Below are 14,213 nucleotides of genomic sequence, written 5' to 3' on the forward strand. Positions count from 1 at the left end.
CCGACATCGTTGGTGAAATAGGTCGGATTTTACCCGCTCTCCGCTACTGCGAAAATGCTGCGACAGAGCCGACAGCTCTGAAGCAGCGGAGGCAGTGTCCCGGCACGTGGTGTCTGAGGCGTGAGGCCGACCCGCCGGAGCGCTTCCCCATAGCTGGCGCAGGCGGTCAAGGGCCGGGCCACGGCGGTGCCGGACGCCACGGAACGGATGACGATGCTGGCCGACGCCATGTCTCCACCGAGCACATGGCCCCGGAATTGCTCTACCTGGAGAGCAAGTGGGCGTCTCTGGTGTCCTACGGGCTGACCGCCGACCTGCTGAAGGATCTCGTCTTCCTGACCGACGGCGGCGACAATCTCCATGCCCGGTGGACGGCTATGGATCCAGCGCCGAGCATGACCTTGACCGGTTTCATGTTACGATGCCGCTCACGGTGCTCGGGCAGTACACCAAGGGCTTGGCGCATCACAACGCCGAGGAGGCGGAGGCGATCCAGATCCGCCTGGAGCGCATCAAATGGCGGCTGTGGCACGGCGACGCCCGTGAGGCGCTGATCCGGATCGAGGATTTGGCCGAGGGCCTCGCCGACCTGTTCAAGGCGGTGCCAGAGTTGCAGCAGGGGCTGTGACACCGGCGCCGCAAAGCGCCGCCAACGCCTGGAATCCCGCGGCGAACGTGTTTCGCCCCACCTGCTCGCGCAGCGCGGGCAGATCCTCGGGCCGACAGTCAAAGTCGGCCCACCACTCCCCGAAGGTCCGGTTTCCCTCCGTCACCTCGGTCAGGCGGAAGGTCGCGACGTAGTCGGTGAGCGGCAGCGGGGATTCGAGGATCGTGTAGGTGTAGGAGCGCTCGCGGTCGCTGAAGCATACCAACTGCTCGCGCAGCCGGCCGCCGGGCGTAAGCCCGAAGTTGCGGACGCAGCCGACCGTGTCGCTGCGCAGCCCGTCCTCGATGTGGCTGTCCGCGATGATGGGATGCCAGGCGTGGTGGCCGTTGAAATCCCGCGCCTTGTCCCAGACCTCCCCGACGGGTGCGTCGATGACGGTGCTGACATAGACCCGTGCCATGCGTTTCCCCCTCAGCGTTGCTTGGTGATGGCCTTGAAACGGCGCGTCTGTTCGGTCAGCGCGGTTTCCGTGGGCAGGCGCTCCATGCTGGACGCCCCATAGAAGCCATGACAGACGGCGGATGCGCCGAGGACGAAGGAGGCGTCCTCCGGCGTGGAGATCGGGCCGCCGTGGCACAGCACGATCACGTCCTTGCGCACCCGCAGGGCCGCCTCCGCCCAGGCATCGATCTTCGGCACGCAGTCCTTCAGCGACAGCGCCGTTTCCGCTCCGATGCTGCCGCCGGTGGTCAGGCCGAGGTGGCAGACGATGACGTCGGCCCCGGCCTCGGCCATCGCCACCGCCTCTCCTTCCGAGAAGACGTAGGGCGTGGTCAGCAGGTCCAGCTCATGGGCGGCGCGGATCATGTCCACCTCCAGCCCGTAGCCCATGCCGGTCTCCTCCAGGTTGGCCCGGAAAACGCCGTCGATCAGCCCGACGGTCGGGAAGTTCTGCACGCCCGAGAAGCCCAGATCGGCCAGCCGGCGCAGGAACTGGTCCTGGATCATGAAGGGATCGGTGCCGTTGACTCCGGCCAGCACTGGCGTATGCCGGACCACCGGCAGCACCTCGCGCGCCATGTCGACGACGATCTCGTTGGCGTTGCCGTAGGCGAGCAGCCCGGCGAGCGAGCCGCGCCCGGCCATGCGGTAGCGGCCGGAGTTGTAGATGACGATCAGGTCGATCCCGCCCGCCTCCTCGCATTTGGCGGACAACCCGGTTCCGGCGCCGCCGCCGACGATGGGTTCGCCGCGGGCGATCATGCCGCGAAACCGGTCGAGGATCTGTTGACGGGGAATGCGGGGCATCGTCGAAGGCTCCTTATGGCGTCGTGCCGTGGCCGGTCGCGGCGATGTCCCGGAAGGCCTGGACGAGCGCGGCGGCGAAGGCGGGGTCGTTGATGTTGTGGGGAAGGCGGATCAGCCGGCGCGCGTCCGTCTGCTCGACGGTGCGCTCCAGCGCATCGAACAGCGCGGCGTCCGCCTCGGGATCGTGGAAGGGCTGGCCCGGCGCGTCGAGAACCGACACGCCCCCTTCGGGGATGAGGAAGCGCACCGGCCCGGTGAAGGCGTTCAGCTTGCGGCCGATCCAGGCGCCCATCGCCCGGTTTTCCTCCGCGGTGGTGCGCATCAGCGTGACCTGCGGGTTGTGCACATAGAACAGCCGGTCGCGGTAGCGGTCGGGCACAGTCTCGCGCGGGCCGAAATTCACCATGTCCAGCGCGCCGCAGGACCCGACATAGGGGATGCCGGCCCGCGCGATGGCGTCCAGCCGCTCCTCTCCGGCGCTGAAGACGCCACCCATCAGCAGGTCGCAGACCTCGGTGGTCGTCACGTCCAGCACGCCCGCCAGCAGGCCCGAGGCGACGAGCTTCTCCATCGCCCGCCCGCCGGTGCCGGTGGCGTGGAAGACCAGGCAGTCGTAGGTGGGGTCGAGCGCCTGGGACAGCTGCGTGACGCAGGGCGTCGTCACGCCGAACATGGTGAGGCCCAGCGCCGGCTTGGTGTCCGTCTCGGGGATCGCGCGCGCCACCATGCCGGCCATCGCGTGGGCGGCGTTGCCCAGCACGCGGCGCGAAATCCGGTTCAGCCCGGCGACGTCGGTGACCGAGGCCATCATGCAGAGGTCCGTCTCGCCGACGTAGGACGCGACGTTGCCCGACGCGACCGTGGACACGATCAGCTTGGGCGTCCCCACGGGAAGCGCCCGCATGCCCGGCGCGATGATCGCCGTACCGCCGGAACCGCCCAGCCCGATCATCCCGGCGACGTCGGAACGTCGCTCGACGAAGCGCAGGAACGCGTCGGCCATGCGCGACACGGCCAGCCCGCGGTCGTCGGTGCCCAGCACCGCTTCCGCCCCGTCGGGGTAGCAGGAGGCGACGTCCCGCGCCGAGACGTCGGCCGGGACGGCGGGCGGGCGGGTGCCCACATCGACCGTCACCGTGCGCAGCCCCTCCGCCGCGATCAGCCCCCGCACATAGTCCAACTCGATTCCCTTGGTGTCGTAGCAACCGACGACATAGACCGTCGCCGCGCCTCGCTCCGCATCCGCCATGGCCGGGCCTCCTCCCTTGGTCTTTTCCGGAAGTGTAGGCCGCCCGCCGGGGGTGCCAACCGGAGCGTTGCGGCGGAGCGGGTAATCTTGGGTATAGTGGTTGGCATGACCCATGACCGGACTCAGCTGCTGGACGATCTGCGGCGGGCCTGCGCGGGCCGGCACACGCTGCTGGTCGGCGCCGCCATCGGCACCGGCCTCGCCGCCCGCGCCGCGGCGCGCGGCGGCGCCGACTTCCTGCTGGCGCTCGCCGCGGGACGCTTCCGCACCATGGGGGCGTCGTCCATCGCCACCATGCTGGCGCTGCGCGACAGCAACGCCTTCGTCGCCGACTTCGCCTGCTCGGAGATCGTCGACGCGACGACGATCCCGGTCTTCTTCGGCGCCTGCGCCTGGGGCCTCGCGGAGGAGGAGTTTTCCCCTTTCATGGAGCGGCTGCGCGGCTGGGGCTTCGCCGGGGTGGTGAATTTCCCCACCGTGTCGCATGTCGACGGGCGCTTCCGCGAGGCGCTGGAGCGCACCGGCCTGGGCTTCGCGCGGGAGGTCCGCCTGCTGGAGGCGGCGCGGGCGGGCGGGCTGGCGACCGTCGGCTATTTCCGCCGCCGGGAGGAGGCGCTGGCGCTCGCCCGGGCGGGGGTGGACGTCTATTGCTTCAACATCGGCTGGAACGCCGGCGGCGCCGTGGGCGTGCCCAGCGGGGAGTCGGTGCTGCAGGTCGGCAACCGCGCCCGCGGCCACATCAAGGCGATCCGCACCGCCGACCCCGGCGCGCTGTGTGTGATCGAGGGTGGGCCGATCACCACTCCCCAGCACATGCACGAAGCCTGTCGCGAGGCGCGGGCCGACGGCTACATCGGCGGCTCGACCATCGACCGTCTGCCCTCGGAAAGCTCGATGGAGGAGATGACCGCCGCCTTCAAGCTGGTCTCCACCCTGCAGCGGCGCATCGACCGGCTGGAACGCCGCCTCGACCAGACCGGCCAGGGGATGGGGCTGGTCGGCCGCACCGACGCGCTGGTGGAGGCGCGGGCGCGGCTGGAGCATCTCGGCGCCGACGGCGGGCCGGTATGGGTCGCCGGGCCGGACGGCAGCGGGCGGTCGCTGGTGGCCAACCTGCTGCACGGGCGCGGGCCGCAGCGCCAGCGTCCCCCGATGACCGTCGATGCCCGCCATCTGGACGGCGGGTGGCTGTTCGGGGCGGAGCCGGCGGACGGCGGACGCCGCCGCCTCGGCTGGGTCGAGGCCGCCAACGGGACGACGCTGGTGATCGAGAACGCGGAGGGCCTGACGCCCGGCACGCAGTCCGAGCTTGCCGCCTTCCTGGAGTGCGGCAGTTTCCGCCGCCAAGGCGGCCAGGACAGCCTGCGCTCCAACGCGCGAATCATCCTGATCGGAACGGCGGGCCTGGAGGCTGCGGCCGGCGCCGGGACGCTCGTGCCCGACTTGGCCCGTCGCCTCGCCCGACGCGACATCGATCTGCCGCCGCTGAGCGAGCGGCTGGACGACATTCCGCTGCTGGTCGAGCATTTCGCGGCGGCGCTGCGCCCGTCGGCGGGTCCCGTGCGCCTGTCGCCACGGGCGTTCCGGCTGCTCATCGCCCATGACTGGCCGGGCAACCTCCGCGAATTGCGCGCCATCGTCGAGCAGGCGCTGGACGGCAGCGGCGACGTCATCGAGGCGGAGTCTCTGCCCGTCCTGGACGGCAAGCGCACGGGCCGCCCACGCCCCGACGCGCCCGGAGACCGGTCGCCCAATCAGTCGGAACGGGACTGGATTCTCGACGGCCTGCGGCGGCACCGTTTTCGCCGGGGGGAGACGGCCCGCTTCCTCGGCCTGTCGCGCAAGACGCTCTACAACAAGATGCGGCACTACGGCCTGTTGGAATGACCGGCGCCGGGCGGAAGCACCAGCCCGTCGGCCGCCCGCCTCATGACGTCATGATGGTTTTCGAAGCCGGCCGGCCGATAGAGGAGGACGGGACCGCCGCCCTCTCTGCGCAGTTCGGCGGCCACCGCAGCGGCGTTCGCGACCGCCTCGGCGTCGCGTGACGGATCGCCGGTCGCGGCACCCGGATGCACGACGAGGCGCCCCGCGCCCGCCGCCCGCAGGCGCCGGCCGATGTCGGCGTCGGCAGCGAAGCCGGTGACGGCGAATCCCGCACGTGCGGCCTGCTCCAGAAACGACACCTCCCGCTCCGCACCGAGCCCGACGCCGCGCAGCGTCTCGCCGGTTTCCCCGTCGAACAGCGCGGTGGTGGGGAGGTTGGCGACCGCGCGCACCCCGAACCGCCGCAGGGTCTTCAGGAACGGACCCACCGGCCGGAACGGGTCGACGGCCAGCACGCCGACGCACACACCATCCGGCACGCCATCCGGCAATTCGGCCAAGGCGGCGAGCAGCCGCCCGTTGCTGTCCTGGACGGGAAGCAGGGCCAGATACTCGGCGCGGTCCACCGGATGCCCGCCTAAGGCTGGGCAGAACAGCCGCTCATCGGACGTTTCCGCCAAGGGACGGAGCGCGGAAACGATTTGTACGTCGAACCGACCGTTTTTCCCCATTTTACCCATGCCCCGGATCGTGCGCCGTTGTGGAATCGACCATGGGGCGGGACGGTATGGCAACGGGTTTCGGTGAAGGCTCGCCGGGACGACGCAAAACAGGGAGGAAGCGATGAAGCGTCAGTTGGGCACCGCGCTGCTGTCCGGGACCGCGCTGCTGCTCGCCACCATGCTGCCGGCGGCGGCGCAGCAGGGTGCGAAGATCTCGAACGACGTCGTCCGGATCGGGGTCATCACCGACCTGTCCGGGGCCTTCTCCGACCAGAGCGGCCGCGGCTCCATCGCCGCCGCGCAGATGGCGGTGGAGGATTTCGGCGGAAAGGTGCTGGGCAAGCCCGTCGAAGTGCTGACGGCGGACCATCAGAACAAGGTGGACGTCGGGTCGGCCATCGTGCGCGAGTGGATCGACGCGCAGAACGTCGACCTCATCCAGGACGTGGCGAACTCCGGCTTGGCGCTGGCGGTGGCGGACATCGTCCGCGACAAGAACCGCGTCGCCATCTTCAACGGCCCGTCCGTCACCCGCCTGACCGGCGACAAATGCACGCCCAACACCATCCACTACGCCTACGACGCCTACGCGCTGGCCAAGGGCACCGGGGCGCAGACGATCAAGCAGGGCGGCGACACCTGGTACTTCCTCACCGTCGATTTCGCCTTCGGCCACGGGCTGGAGGAGAACACGGCGAAGATCGTCCAGGAGAATGGCGGCAAGGTCCTGGGCGCGGTGCGCTTCCCGCTGAACAACCTCGATTTCGCCTCCTATGTGACGCAGGCGCAGGCGTCGGGTGCCAAGATTGTCGGCCTCGCCACCACCGGGATGGACGCGCGCAACGCCATCAAGGCCGCCTCCGAATTCGGCCTGACCCAGAGCGGCCAGCAACTCGCCGGCCTCCTGCTGTTCGACACCGATGTCCACGCCCTCGGGCTGGAGGCGACGCAGGGGATGTACCTGACCACCGCCTTCTACTGGGACCGCGACGACGAGACCCGCGCCTTCTCCCGGCGCTTCCACGAGCGGGTGAAGATCATGCCGAACATGGGGCAGGCCGGCGTCTATTCCTCCACGCTCGCCTACCTGAAGGCCATCGAGGCCGCCGGCACCGACGAGGCCGGCCCGGTCATGGAAAAGCTGAAGAGCATGCGGATCAACGATGTGTTCGTGAAGGACGGCTGGGTGCGCGAGGATGGCCGCTTCATGCGCGAGATGTATCTGATGCAGGTGAAGAATCCCGCGGAGTCCAAATACCCCTGGGACTACTACACCCTGCGCGCCACGATCCCCGCGGAGGAGGCCTTTCGGCCGCTCTCGCAAAGTGATTGCCCCCTCGTGAGGAAATGATGGCGGTAACGTGAACACCTAGAAAGGCATCCTCGGTGACCGCTTGCACGCCCGGACTCTGACCGCCCAGCAAGCCGAGACCATGACCGGCGTCACCGTCCTAAACCGCATGCTCAAGACAGGACGTCCGGTCTCGGTTCGCAAGGCGTAACCAGCGACAGAACGGACGAACAGACCGGCCGCCCGCTTCCGTGCACCTATGCTCAGTGTGGAACTATACCCTATCCCCACGAACCAACTGGGATGATGTGTAAGCAGATAGTTCCTGCATTACCCCAAGGGGGATGTGGTCGCTGAGCTTTTTTGAAGCCTTAGCACACATGAGCCAGCCGCAGTGCATCGAGCACTGCCGCATGAACATTCCGACTCCCAGCGGCGTCACCGATTCGATGCAACTCAAACCCTTCGTTGCGCATGGGTTGCAGCTTGTTCTCCAGCAGGGCTGGAATGTCGGTGACGCCCCGGTTGCCCGCGTGGACCCGCAACCCTTCGAACAGGTCGTCCATGGGCACCGTCCCCATCTCGACAATGACTTGGTCGGCCTGGATCTCATGCAAATTGTGCGTTAGTTCATCCAGCACCGTTGCCGTGAAACGATTTCCGGCACGCGACACCTTCACCAAACGATGCTCCAGCTTGGGCGTTATCCCCATGCGGATGAACTCTTGCTTCCACCGGGTCCGCTCGGCATAGGTGAGTTCTTGCGCCAGGAACCCGTCGATGCTGACGTAGGTGATCTTCGAACCGGACGTATGCGCCCGTTCGGCGGCAAGCGGGGCCGGATGGCGGCCGGTGCCGTCGAAAATCAGCACTTCCGCCGCCGGCGGAACCTGGCGCCCGATGATGTCCCAGGAGGGAACCACCAAGTCCGCCCCTTCGCCGAACTCCGTCTGCGGCAGTCCGCCCGTCGCCACGATGACAAGGTCCGGCTCAAGCGCAAGCACATCCGCGGCTTCCATGTAGGCGTTGTAGGACACCGTCACGCCGAGGCGCTCCAGTTCCGCCACCCGCCAGTCGACCAGCCCGATGATGTCGCGGCGCCATTTCCCTTCGGCGGCGATGCGCACCTGTCCGCCCGCCTCGGCGCCCGCCTCGTACACCGACACGTCATGGCCGCGCTCCGCCAGCACGCGTGCCGCTTCCAGCCCCGCGGGGCCGGCGCCGACGACGACCGCGCGCCGACGCGGCCCGGTGGTGGGACGGATGACGTGGGGCAGGGCAAGCTCGCGTCCGGTCGCGGCGTTGTGCAGGCACCTGGGACGGTAGGGCGATTGGCAGTGCGTCGCCCCGACGCAGGGGCGGATCAGATGCTCCTCGCCGCGCGCCAGCTTCGTCACCAGATAGGGGTCGGCGATCTGCGCCCGCGTCATTCCGGCCATGTCCACCAACCCTTCGCCGACGGCATAGCGGGCGGTGGCAATGTCGGAGATTCGGGCGGCATGGAACACCGGAAGTCCGATCTCGCGCCGGAAGGCGCCGACAGCGGTCACCCATGGGGCGATGCGCGTGCCCATGCCGGGCATGTTCTCTTCTGCCAGGGCGCGCGCCGTGTCCATAGAACCGTAGATGGCGTTGAAGAAATCCACCGCTCCTTCCCGCTTGAGGATCTCAGCGGCCGCGATGCAGTCTTCCGCCTTCAGAGCGCCGTCGATTCCTTCGTCGACGACGAAACGCATGCCGACCAGGAAGTCGTCGCCGACCGCCTTGCGGATTGCTTCATGGACCATGAGACCGAAGCGGATGCGGTTTTCCAGGCTGCCGCCGAAGCGGTCGGTGCGTAGGTTGGTCTTGGGCGAGAGGAATTGGCCGATCATGTGACCGGCCGCGAGAGTTTCAATTCCGTCGAGGCCGCCTTCCCAGCAGCGGCGGGCCGCAGCGGCGTAGGCCTTGATCACGCGCTCGATGTCGTAGTCGTCCATCTCGCGCGGAATCGCGCGGTGCAGGGTTTCGCGCATGGCGGACGGCCCGATGGCCGGCAGCCAGTCCTGGGCGTAGGGGTCGGCGCGCCGCCCAAGATGGGTGATCTGGCACATGAGTGCCGCCCCCTCGGCGTGCATGGCCTCGGAAAAGCGCTGCAGGTGGGGGATGATCTCGTCGGAGCCGACATTGAGTTGACGGAAAATATTGGGGCTGTCGCGGTCGACGTTGGACGATCCGCCGAACATGGACAGAGCGATGCCGCCACGGGCCTTTTCCACATGGTAGGCACGGTAGGCCTCCGTGGGCATCCCTCCCTCTTCCAGACCGCAGGCGTGGCTGGTGCTCATGATGCGGTTGCGGAAGACCGTCTTCTTGATGGTCAGCGTTTCGAGCAGAGGGTCTTGCATCGTGGTCGCGTTGGCCTGGTCGAGCATGTCTCGTGACACTCAGTGTGGGCGCAGGATGTCTCGGTTCCGAAGCCTCGTGGCCTCGAACGCCGCCGCTCTGCGCGGGAATGTTGATCAAAGAGAAGCCGAGGACGGGTCAATGGCCCGGCAACGGGAATTCACTGGTGCGCGGGACCCATGGGTTGCCGAACGACTGCTCAGGTGTCCCGAACTCGACTTGCGGCCTTCCTCCATGAAGAAGCCGCGGTCGGCAAACGCGCGGGAAAGCTCCGAAAGCAGGCATTGAACCCTCTCCCATCGCATTGTTCTCGCTCTTTTCCCAATTTTCTTGGTCTATTGCCGGATTGGCGAGGCCGTTGGCGTCGGCGGGGCGAAGCGCCGCGCCTGGAGCGCGAGGAAGGTATCCACCTCCCGCGCCTTGTCCTCTTCCGACCAGCCGAGCGGACCGGCGATCACATCCGCCACCGCAGCCGCATCCTCGCGGCTGAGCAGCCCCTTCCAGATCAAGCCGGTGCGTTGCACGAGCACGCCATAGAGGTCGCGGGCGTGTTCACGAGTCACGGCATCCAGAAGCACCTGCCTCGGCACAACTCCGTGGTTGGGCAGGACGGAGTCCGAGCCGGATACCGAAGGCTTCGCAGGGGACTGCGCATTTACGGCCTCGCGACTGCCGAGCCGTCCCTGAACCCTGTCCAGAATCTCGCGGCCGGCGCTGCGGTGGCTCATGACAGGGCCGGCGGTCATAGCGAAGACGTTCGGCATGCCGCGGCTTTCCAGGTCATGCAGAATGCGCTCGCGCGCGCCCATCGGGCGCTGCGGGTCCCATGTCAGCGGTCGCACGCCCGCCCATGTCTGGTGTACATCGGCACGCGTCAATCCCAGGCCCGGCAGCAGATGGTTGGCTTCGGCCAGTAGGAAATCGATGTCATCCTGATCAGCCGCCACGTCGGTCGCATCGCCCTCGAAGGGGGTTTCGGTCGGCCCGAAGTAGAAAAACTCGTCGCCTAGCGGCAGGCAGTAAAAGGGATGGCCGCCGCGATGCATGGTCGCGATACCGTGGTCCCGGTAGCGCTCCGGCAGGCGGACGACGATGTGGGCGCCCTTGGTCCCTCGCACCAGGCGGCCGGGAATGTTGCCCGCCGACTCCATCCAGGTACCCGCCATGTTGATCACGGTACGCGTCCGGACATGGTCCTGGCTGTGCGGCGTTTCCAATGCGATCCGCCAAGTGCCGTCCGGCTGCCGGTCGCCGATGCGCGCCGTTGTGAAAAGCACAATCTTCGCACCGTGGGCTTCCGCATCCAGGGCCGCGTCGAGGCACAGGCGCTCCGGATGGACGAACAGGTATTCGCGGAACGCCGCCATGGCTTGCAAGCGATCCAGATCACGCAAGTCCTGCGCCATGGGATGGCTGCGTGCTTCGGCCGCGCCAAGGATGCGGGCATCGAGGGGCGGACCCTTGGTATGCAGCGCCTGCAAGAGCCGCAGGCCGGCCGAGAGGTGCCAGCGCTGGACGGGGCTGTCCGGCCAGATGGGAAAGCAGAGGGTAATCGGCCGCGTTGCCACCCGGTCGTCCTGCGCAAGATCCGCTCGGGCTTCCATGGCCGCCCTGGCCATGGACAGCGCCGAGACAAAGCGCCGTGGATGCATGGCGAAATCGCGCACCGGGTTGGGCGTTTCGAAGTAACGCAGGCCGCAGTGCAGCATCCGGGAGGATCGCCCGCTTGCACCGCCTGCAAAGTCACCCTTCTCACACAACAACACGGAATATCCCGCCCGGCTCAGTTCCAGAGCCGCCGCCGTGCCATTGATACCGCCGCCGATGATCACGGCGTCGTACAGCGGCTCATCGCGTGTCAGTTCCTGTTGCCTGACCTGTGTGCCGGCCACTGCGGTCTGTACCATCGCCTCTGACCTTTGTCGGTAACGTGGAGCGTAGGAGGCCATTAGGCGGCAGCGAAAGGTTTGCGCAAAATGAGAAGAACTCCCTACGTTATGCGTGAACCGCATATTCACGCTTCATCAAAAAGCCCCCGCAGCAGGAGATCGCGCTCCTCCTTTGCATAGTCGATGAGCGCACTCGCAAGCGGCGACGGCCGGCGCGTATCAGGCAGCAGCAGTGCGACGCGGCAAGGGATATCCGGCACAAAGGGCAGCACGCGAAGGCCGTTGCCTTTCTGCGCCGCGGCGGTGAAAGGATCCACGATTCCAACGCCGAGCCCGCGCCTGACCATGCCGCAGATGGAAGAGGAGAAGGTGGTGGTGCAGATGGGCTGAGGCCGTACCCCAGCGCTCTGCATCACTTCCTCCAGCATCCGGTTCACGGCGGCGAAGGGTGACCATGACAGCAGGGGAAACTCCGCCAAGTCGCGCGCGCGGATATCGTCGCGGTCCGCCAGTGGATGACCGGCGGGGACAGCGGCGACGTAGGGAGCTTCGCTGAACAGCTCGGTGCGGAAACCGGACCGTTTGAAGGGCGTCTCCGCCAAGCCGAAATCCACCTGCTGCGTCGCTGCCCAATCCTCGACATTGGCCGACATGCGGACGTTCAGAGTGACGCGCGTGCGCGGATGGCTGGCGTGGAAGCGGCTTATGACCTGCGGCATGAAATCGATGCCGAGCGCCGGCATGACGGAGCAGGCCACCTCGCCCTCATCGCCTTCCTGAAGGCGGCGGGCGAAGTCCTGCAGGGAGGAAAGCGAGACGAAGGCGCGTTCCACCTCGTCCAGCAGATGATGTGCCGCGGCGGTTGGCGATACCCGACCTTTGCGGCGGACAAACAAGGTCAGGCCAATCTCGTACTCCAGACGGTCCATCATACGGCTGACCGCCGGCTGGCTGCGTCCGAGAATTTCCGCCGCGCCGCTTACGGTGCCAGTCTGCATAATCGCGCGAAAGGCTTCGAAGAGACTGAGATTCATGGTTTACCTAGCGTTCCGCCAAGCGTGTCGCGGCTGTGCTGCGCGGATGCATGCGATCGCGAACGCGGTGTATGGGAGAGCATCCCGAGGGAGGCCAGCTCACCGGATTCCCCATTCTTTCCGGATCGCCTGGAGCATTCCGAGGAATTCGCGACCAACCCGGGAAAGCGGACGGTGGGCGGGATGGAGGACGCCCACACGAAAGGGAATTTGCGGTTCGAACGGCCGCACGTCGATCCCGCGGCCCCGGAAATCCCGCGCCGTGAAGGGATCGATCAGCCCGACGCCGAGCCCCTGGGCGATCATGCCCGCAATGACCCCGGAGTTCTGAGCGTCGTAATACTGCTCGAGGGGCACGTTGGCCATCAGGAATTGCTGGTCGATGGCGTGCCGGGCCGCCGTGTTGCTGCTGAGCGAGATGAAGGGCACGCCCGCCAGATCCGTCACCGACACCTGCGGCAAGGCCGCCAACGGGTGCCCGGCCGGCATGGCTAGGACGTAAGGCGTGTGACAGAACTCCGCGGCGTTGATGCCGCTGCGGACAAAGGGGAACTCGCCCAGGCCGAAATCGACGTGATGGGCCGAGACCAACTCCTCGATCTTGGTGGACGGGAAAACCAGCACCGAGATGCGGGCCTGGGGGTGCCGCATGGCGAAGCGCGCGATGACCGTCGGCAGAAACGCGTGCGCCAGAGCCGGCATGGCCGCGACGGTGAGGCTGCCCATGCGGGCCGCCTGGATATCGCGCGCGATCTCCGAAATCTTGTCGACGGAGACGAACGTCCGTTCGACCTCTTCGAAAAAGATGTCCGCCTCGGGCGTCGGGACGAGACGGCCGTTCTTGCGGTCGAACAGCTCGAAGCGCAGCGAGCGTTCGAGCTGTTCGATCAATCGCGAGATCGCCGGCTGGGAAATGCCGAGGATCGCGGCCGCGCCATTCGTGGTGCGGGCGAGCATGAAGGCCCGGAACGCCTCAAGCTGGCGAACGCTCAACCGCAACTGGCCATAGCCGATGTCTCTGGCGCTGCCCTTCGGTGTCTTCTCGGCATCCGTCACGATCTGGCCTCCGCCAACGCGGCCGCGTTTATTCATTTCGTCGCCAGGCGTCAGCCAATGAGAATTTGGTCGCCGCCCCGCCATCCACGATCAAGGTCTGGCCGTTAAAGCCGCTGGACCGTTCGCTGGCAAGGAAACATATCGCCTCGGCGACCTCTTCCGGCCGGACCATCCGTCCCATGGGATGGGCCTTGAGCACGTTCGCCAGAACCTCCGGCGTTTGCGCGCTGCCGTGGATCATTTCGATGGAGCGCCGGAGAAACTCCGTGTCGACATAGCCCGGAGCGACCGCGTTGGTCCGAATGCCCTGACCACCGTGATCGACCGCCAGCCCGCGGACGAGCGCCGTCAATCCAGACTTCGCCGTCATATAGGCCAGACGGTCGCGCGGCGTCGTGAAGGCCCAGATCGTCGAGACGAAGACCAGGGAGCCTCCGCCGCCGGCGATCATCACCGGCAACGCCCGTTTCGCCGCGAGGAACGGGGCGCGCAGGTTGAGCCGGAAACAGGAATCCCAGTCATTGCTCGTGAGGTCGAGCGCGTTGCCGGGGTAGGCCCGGCCCGCGGCGAAGACGAGCGCGTCGATGCGACCGTATCTCTGGGCGGCCGCATCGATGAAGCCGTTCAGGGCCGCTTCGTCCGCGACGTCGCAGACGGCCCCGCCGATCCGCAGATTTCCCTGGCGTCCCTCCTCGCACAGGGCGTCGACGTCCTTTTGGCCCCGGCTGCAGGCAAAGACCTCGAAACCGTCCCGAGCCAAGGCCAGCGATGCGGCCCGTCCCATTCCCTTGGTTCCGCCGACCACCACGGCAACGGATGGGTTTGCGCGATCCTCGGTTCTCATC

At 67.3% G+C, this 14,213-nt stretch carries 11 protein-coding genes and 1 pseudogene; 3 read left to right on the plus strand and 9 right to left on the minus strand.

Annotated features, from left to right (window positions below; genetic code table 11):
• Window positions 1-236: 236 nt before the first annotated feature.
• Window positions 237-592 (plus strand): annotated as a pseudogene (locus AMK58_RS31415) (hypothetical protein); the annotation flags it as partial.
• 1 nt (window position 593) lies between these two features.
• Here the strand turns inward: AMK58_RS31415 and AMK58_RS16130 are convergent.
• Genes AMK58_RS16130 through AMK58_RS16140 form a run of 3 tightly spaced genes read right to left on the minus strand, consistent with a single transcriptional unit; the run spans window position 594 to window position 3,164 of the window.
• Window positions 594-1,067, minus strand: a complete 474-nt coding sequence (locus AMK58_RS16130; protein ID WP_035671925.1) for an SRPBCC family protein — start codon at window positions 1,065-1,067, stop codon at window positions 594-596.
• Between the two features lie 11 nt (window positions 1,068-1,078).
• The gene (locus AMK58_RS16135; protein ID WP_035671927.1) at window positions 1,079-1,915 is read right to left on the minus strand and encodes a phosphoenolpyruvate hydrolase family protein; all 837 of its coding nucleotides are present in this window, start codon (window positions 1,913-1,915) and stop codon (window positions 1,079-1,081) included.
• 13 nt (window positions 1,916-1,928) lie between these two features.
• Entirely contained in the window at window positions 1,929-3,164 is a 1,236-nt protein-coding gene (locus AMK58_RS16140; RefSeq protein WP_035671929.1) for a Tm-1-like ATP-binding domain-containing protein, read from the minus strand.
• 105 nt (window positions 3,165-3,269) lie between these two features.
• Here AMK58_RS16140 and AMK58_RS16145 point away from each other — a divergent pair, with 105 nt between their 5' ends.
• Complete coding sequence (locus AMK58_RS16145; RefSeq protein WP_059399181.1) at window positions 3,270-5,051, plus strand: phosphoenolpyruvate hydrolase family protein; 1,782 nt, start codon at window positions 3,270-3,272, stop codon at window positions 5,049-5,051.
• Here AMK58_RS16145 and AMK58_RS16150 read toward each other — a convergent pair.
• Window positions 5,033-5,671 (minus strand): phosphoenolpyruvate hydrolase family protein, encoded by a 639-nt coding sequence (locus AMK58_RS16150; RefSeq protein WP_159074453.1) that lies wholly within the window; start codon window positions 5,669-5,671, stop codon window positions 5,033-5,035. The genes AMK58_RS16145 and AMK58_RS16150 overlap by 19 nt on opposite strands.
• Before the next feature lie 163 nt (window positions 5,672-5,834).
• Between AMK58_RS16150 and AMK58_RS16155 the strand changes: the two genes are divergently transcribed.
• On the plus strand, window positions 5,835-7,064 hold the full coding sequence (locus tag AMK58_RS16155) for an ABC transporter substrate-binding protein (protein ID WP_035676508.1): 1,230 nt from the start codon (window positions 5,835-5,837) through the stop codon (window positions 7,062-7,064).
• 311 nt (window positions 7,065-7,375) lie between these two features.
• Here AMK58_RS16155 and AMK58_RS16160 read toward each other — a convergent pair whose 3' ends face one another.
• From AMK58_RS16160 to AMK58_RS16180, 5 genes are all read right to left on the minus strand, one after another.
• Window positions 7,376-9,418, minus strand: a complete 2,043-nt coding sequence (locus AMK58_RS16160; RefSeq protein ID WP_035676506.1) for an oxidoreductase — start codon at window positions 9,416-9,418, stop codon at window positions 7,376-7,378.
• A 306-nt stretch (window positions 9,419-9,724) separates the two neighbouring features.
• Window positions 9,725-11,296, minus strand: a complete 1,572-nt coding sequence (locus tag AMK58_RS16165) for an FAD-dependent oxidoreductase (protein ID WP_051140430.1) — start codon at window positions 11,294-11,296, stop codon at window positions 9,725-9,727.
• Between the two features lie 107 nt (window positions 11,297-11,403).
• Entirely contained in the window at window positions 11,404-12,312 is a 909-nt protein-coding gene (locus tag AMK58_RS16170) for a LysR substrate-binding domain-containing protein (RefSeq protein WP_035676503.1), read from the minus strand.
• Window positions 12,313-12,411: 99 nt separating this feature from the next.
• Window positions 12,412-13,368, minus strand: coding sequence for a LysR substrate-binding domain-containing protein (locus tag AMK58_RS16175; RefSeq protein ID WP_051140429.1), 957 nt, complete (start codon window positions 13,366-13,368; stop codon window positions 12,412-12,414).
• Between the two features lie 28 nt (window positions 13,369-13,396).
• Window positions 13,397-14,212, minus strand: coding sequence for an SDR family NAD(P)-dependent oxidoreductase (locus tag AMK58_RS16180; protein WP_158283130.1), 816 nt, complete (start codon window positions 14,210-14,212; stop codon window positions 13,397-13,399).
• Window position 14,213: the final 1 nt, after the last annotated feature.

The organism is Azospirillum brasilense (assembly GCF_001315015.1).
GTDB classification, from domain to species: Bacteria; Pseudomonadota; Alphaproteobacteria; order Azospirillales; family Azospirillaceae; genus Azospirillum; species Azospirillum brasilense.

Excerpts from the sequence above, each read along its gene's own strand:
- AMK58_RS16130 (WP_035671925.1), bottom strand. The coding sequence starts at position 1,067 with ATGGCACGGGTCTATGTCAGCACCGTCATCGACGCACCCGTCGGGGAG.
- AMK58_RS16135 (WP_035671927.1), bottom strand. The coding sequence starts at position 1,915 with ATGCCCCGCATTCCCCGTCAACAGATCCTCGACCGGTTTCGCGGCATG.
- AMK58_RS16140 (WP_035671929.1), bottom strand. The coding sequence starts at position 3,164 with ATGGCGGATGCGGAGCGAGGCGCGGCGACGGTCTATGTCGTCGGTTGC.
- AMK58_RS16145 (WP_059399181.1), top strand. The coding sequence starts at position 3,270 with ATGACCCATGACCGGACTCAGCTGCTGGACGATCTGCGGCGGGCCTGC.
- AMK58_RS16155 (WP_035676508.1), top strand. The coding sequence starts at position 5,835 with ATGAAGCGTCAGTTGGGCACCGCGCTGCTGTCCGGGACCGCGCTGCTG.
- AMK58_RS16160 (WP_035676506.1), bottom strand. The coding sequence starts at position 9,418 with ATGCTCGACCAGGCCAACGCGACCACGATGCAAGACCCTCTGCTCGAA.
- AMK58_RS16165 (WP_051140430.1), bottom strand. The coding sequence starts at position 11,296 with ATGGTACAGACCGCAGTGGCCGGCACACAGGTCAGGCAACAGGAACTG.
- AMK58_RS16170 (WP_035676503.1), bottom strand. The coding sequence starts at position 12,312 with ATGAATCTCAGTCTCTTCGAAGCCTTTCGCGCGATTATGCAGACTGGC.
- AMK58_RS16180 (WP_158283130.1), bottom strand. The coding sequence starts at position 14,212 with ATGAGAACCGAGGATCGCGCAAACCCATCCGTTGCCGTGGTGGTCGGC.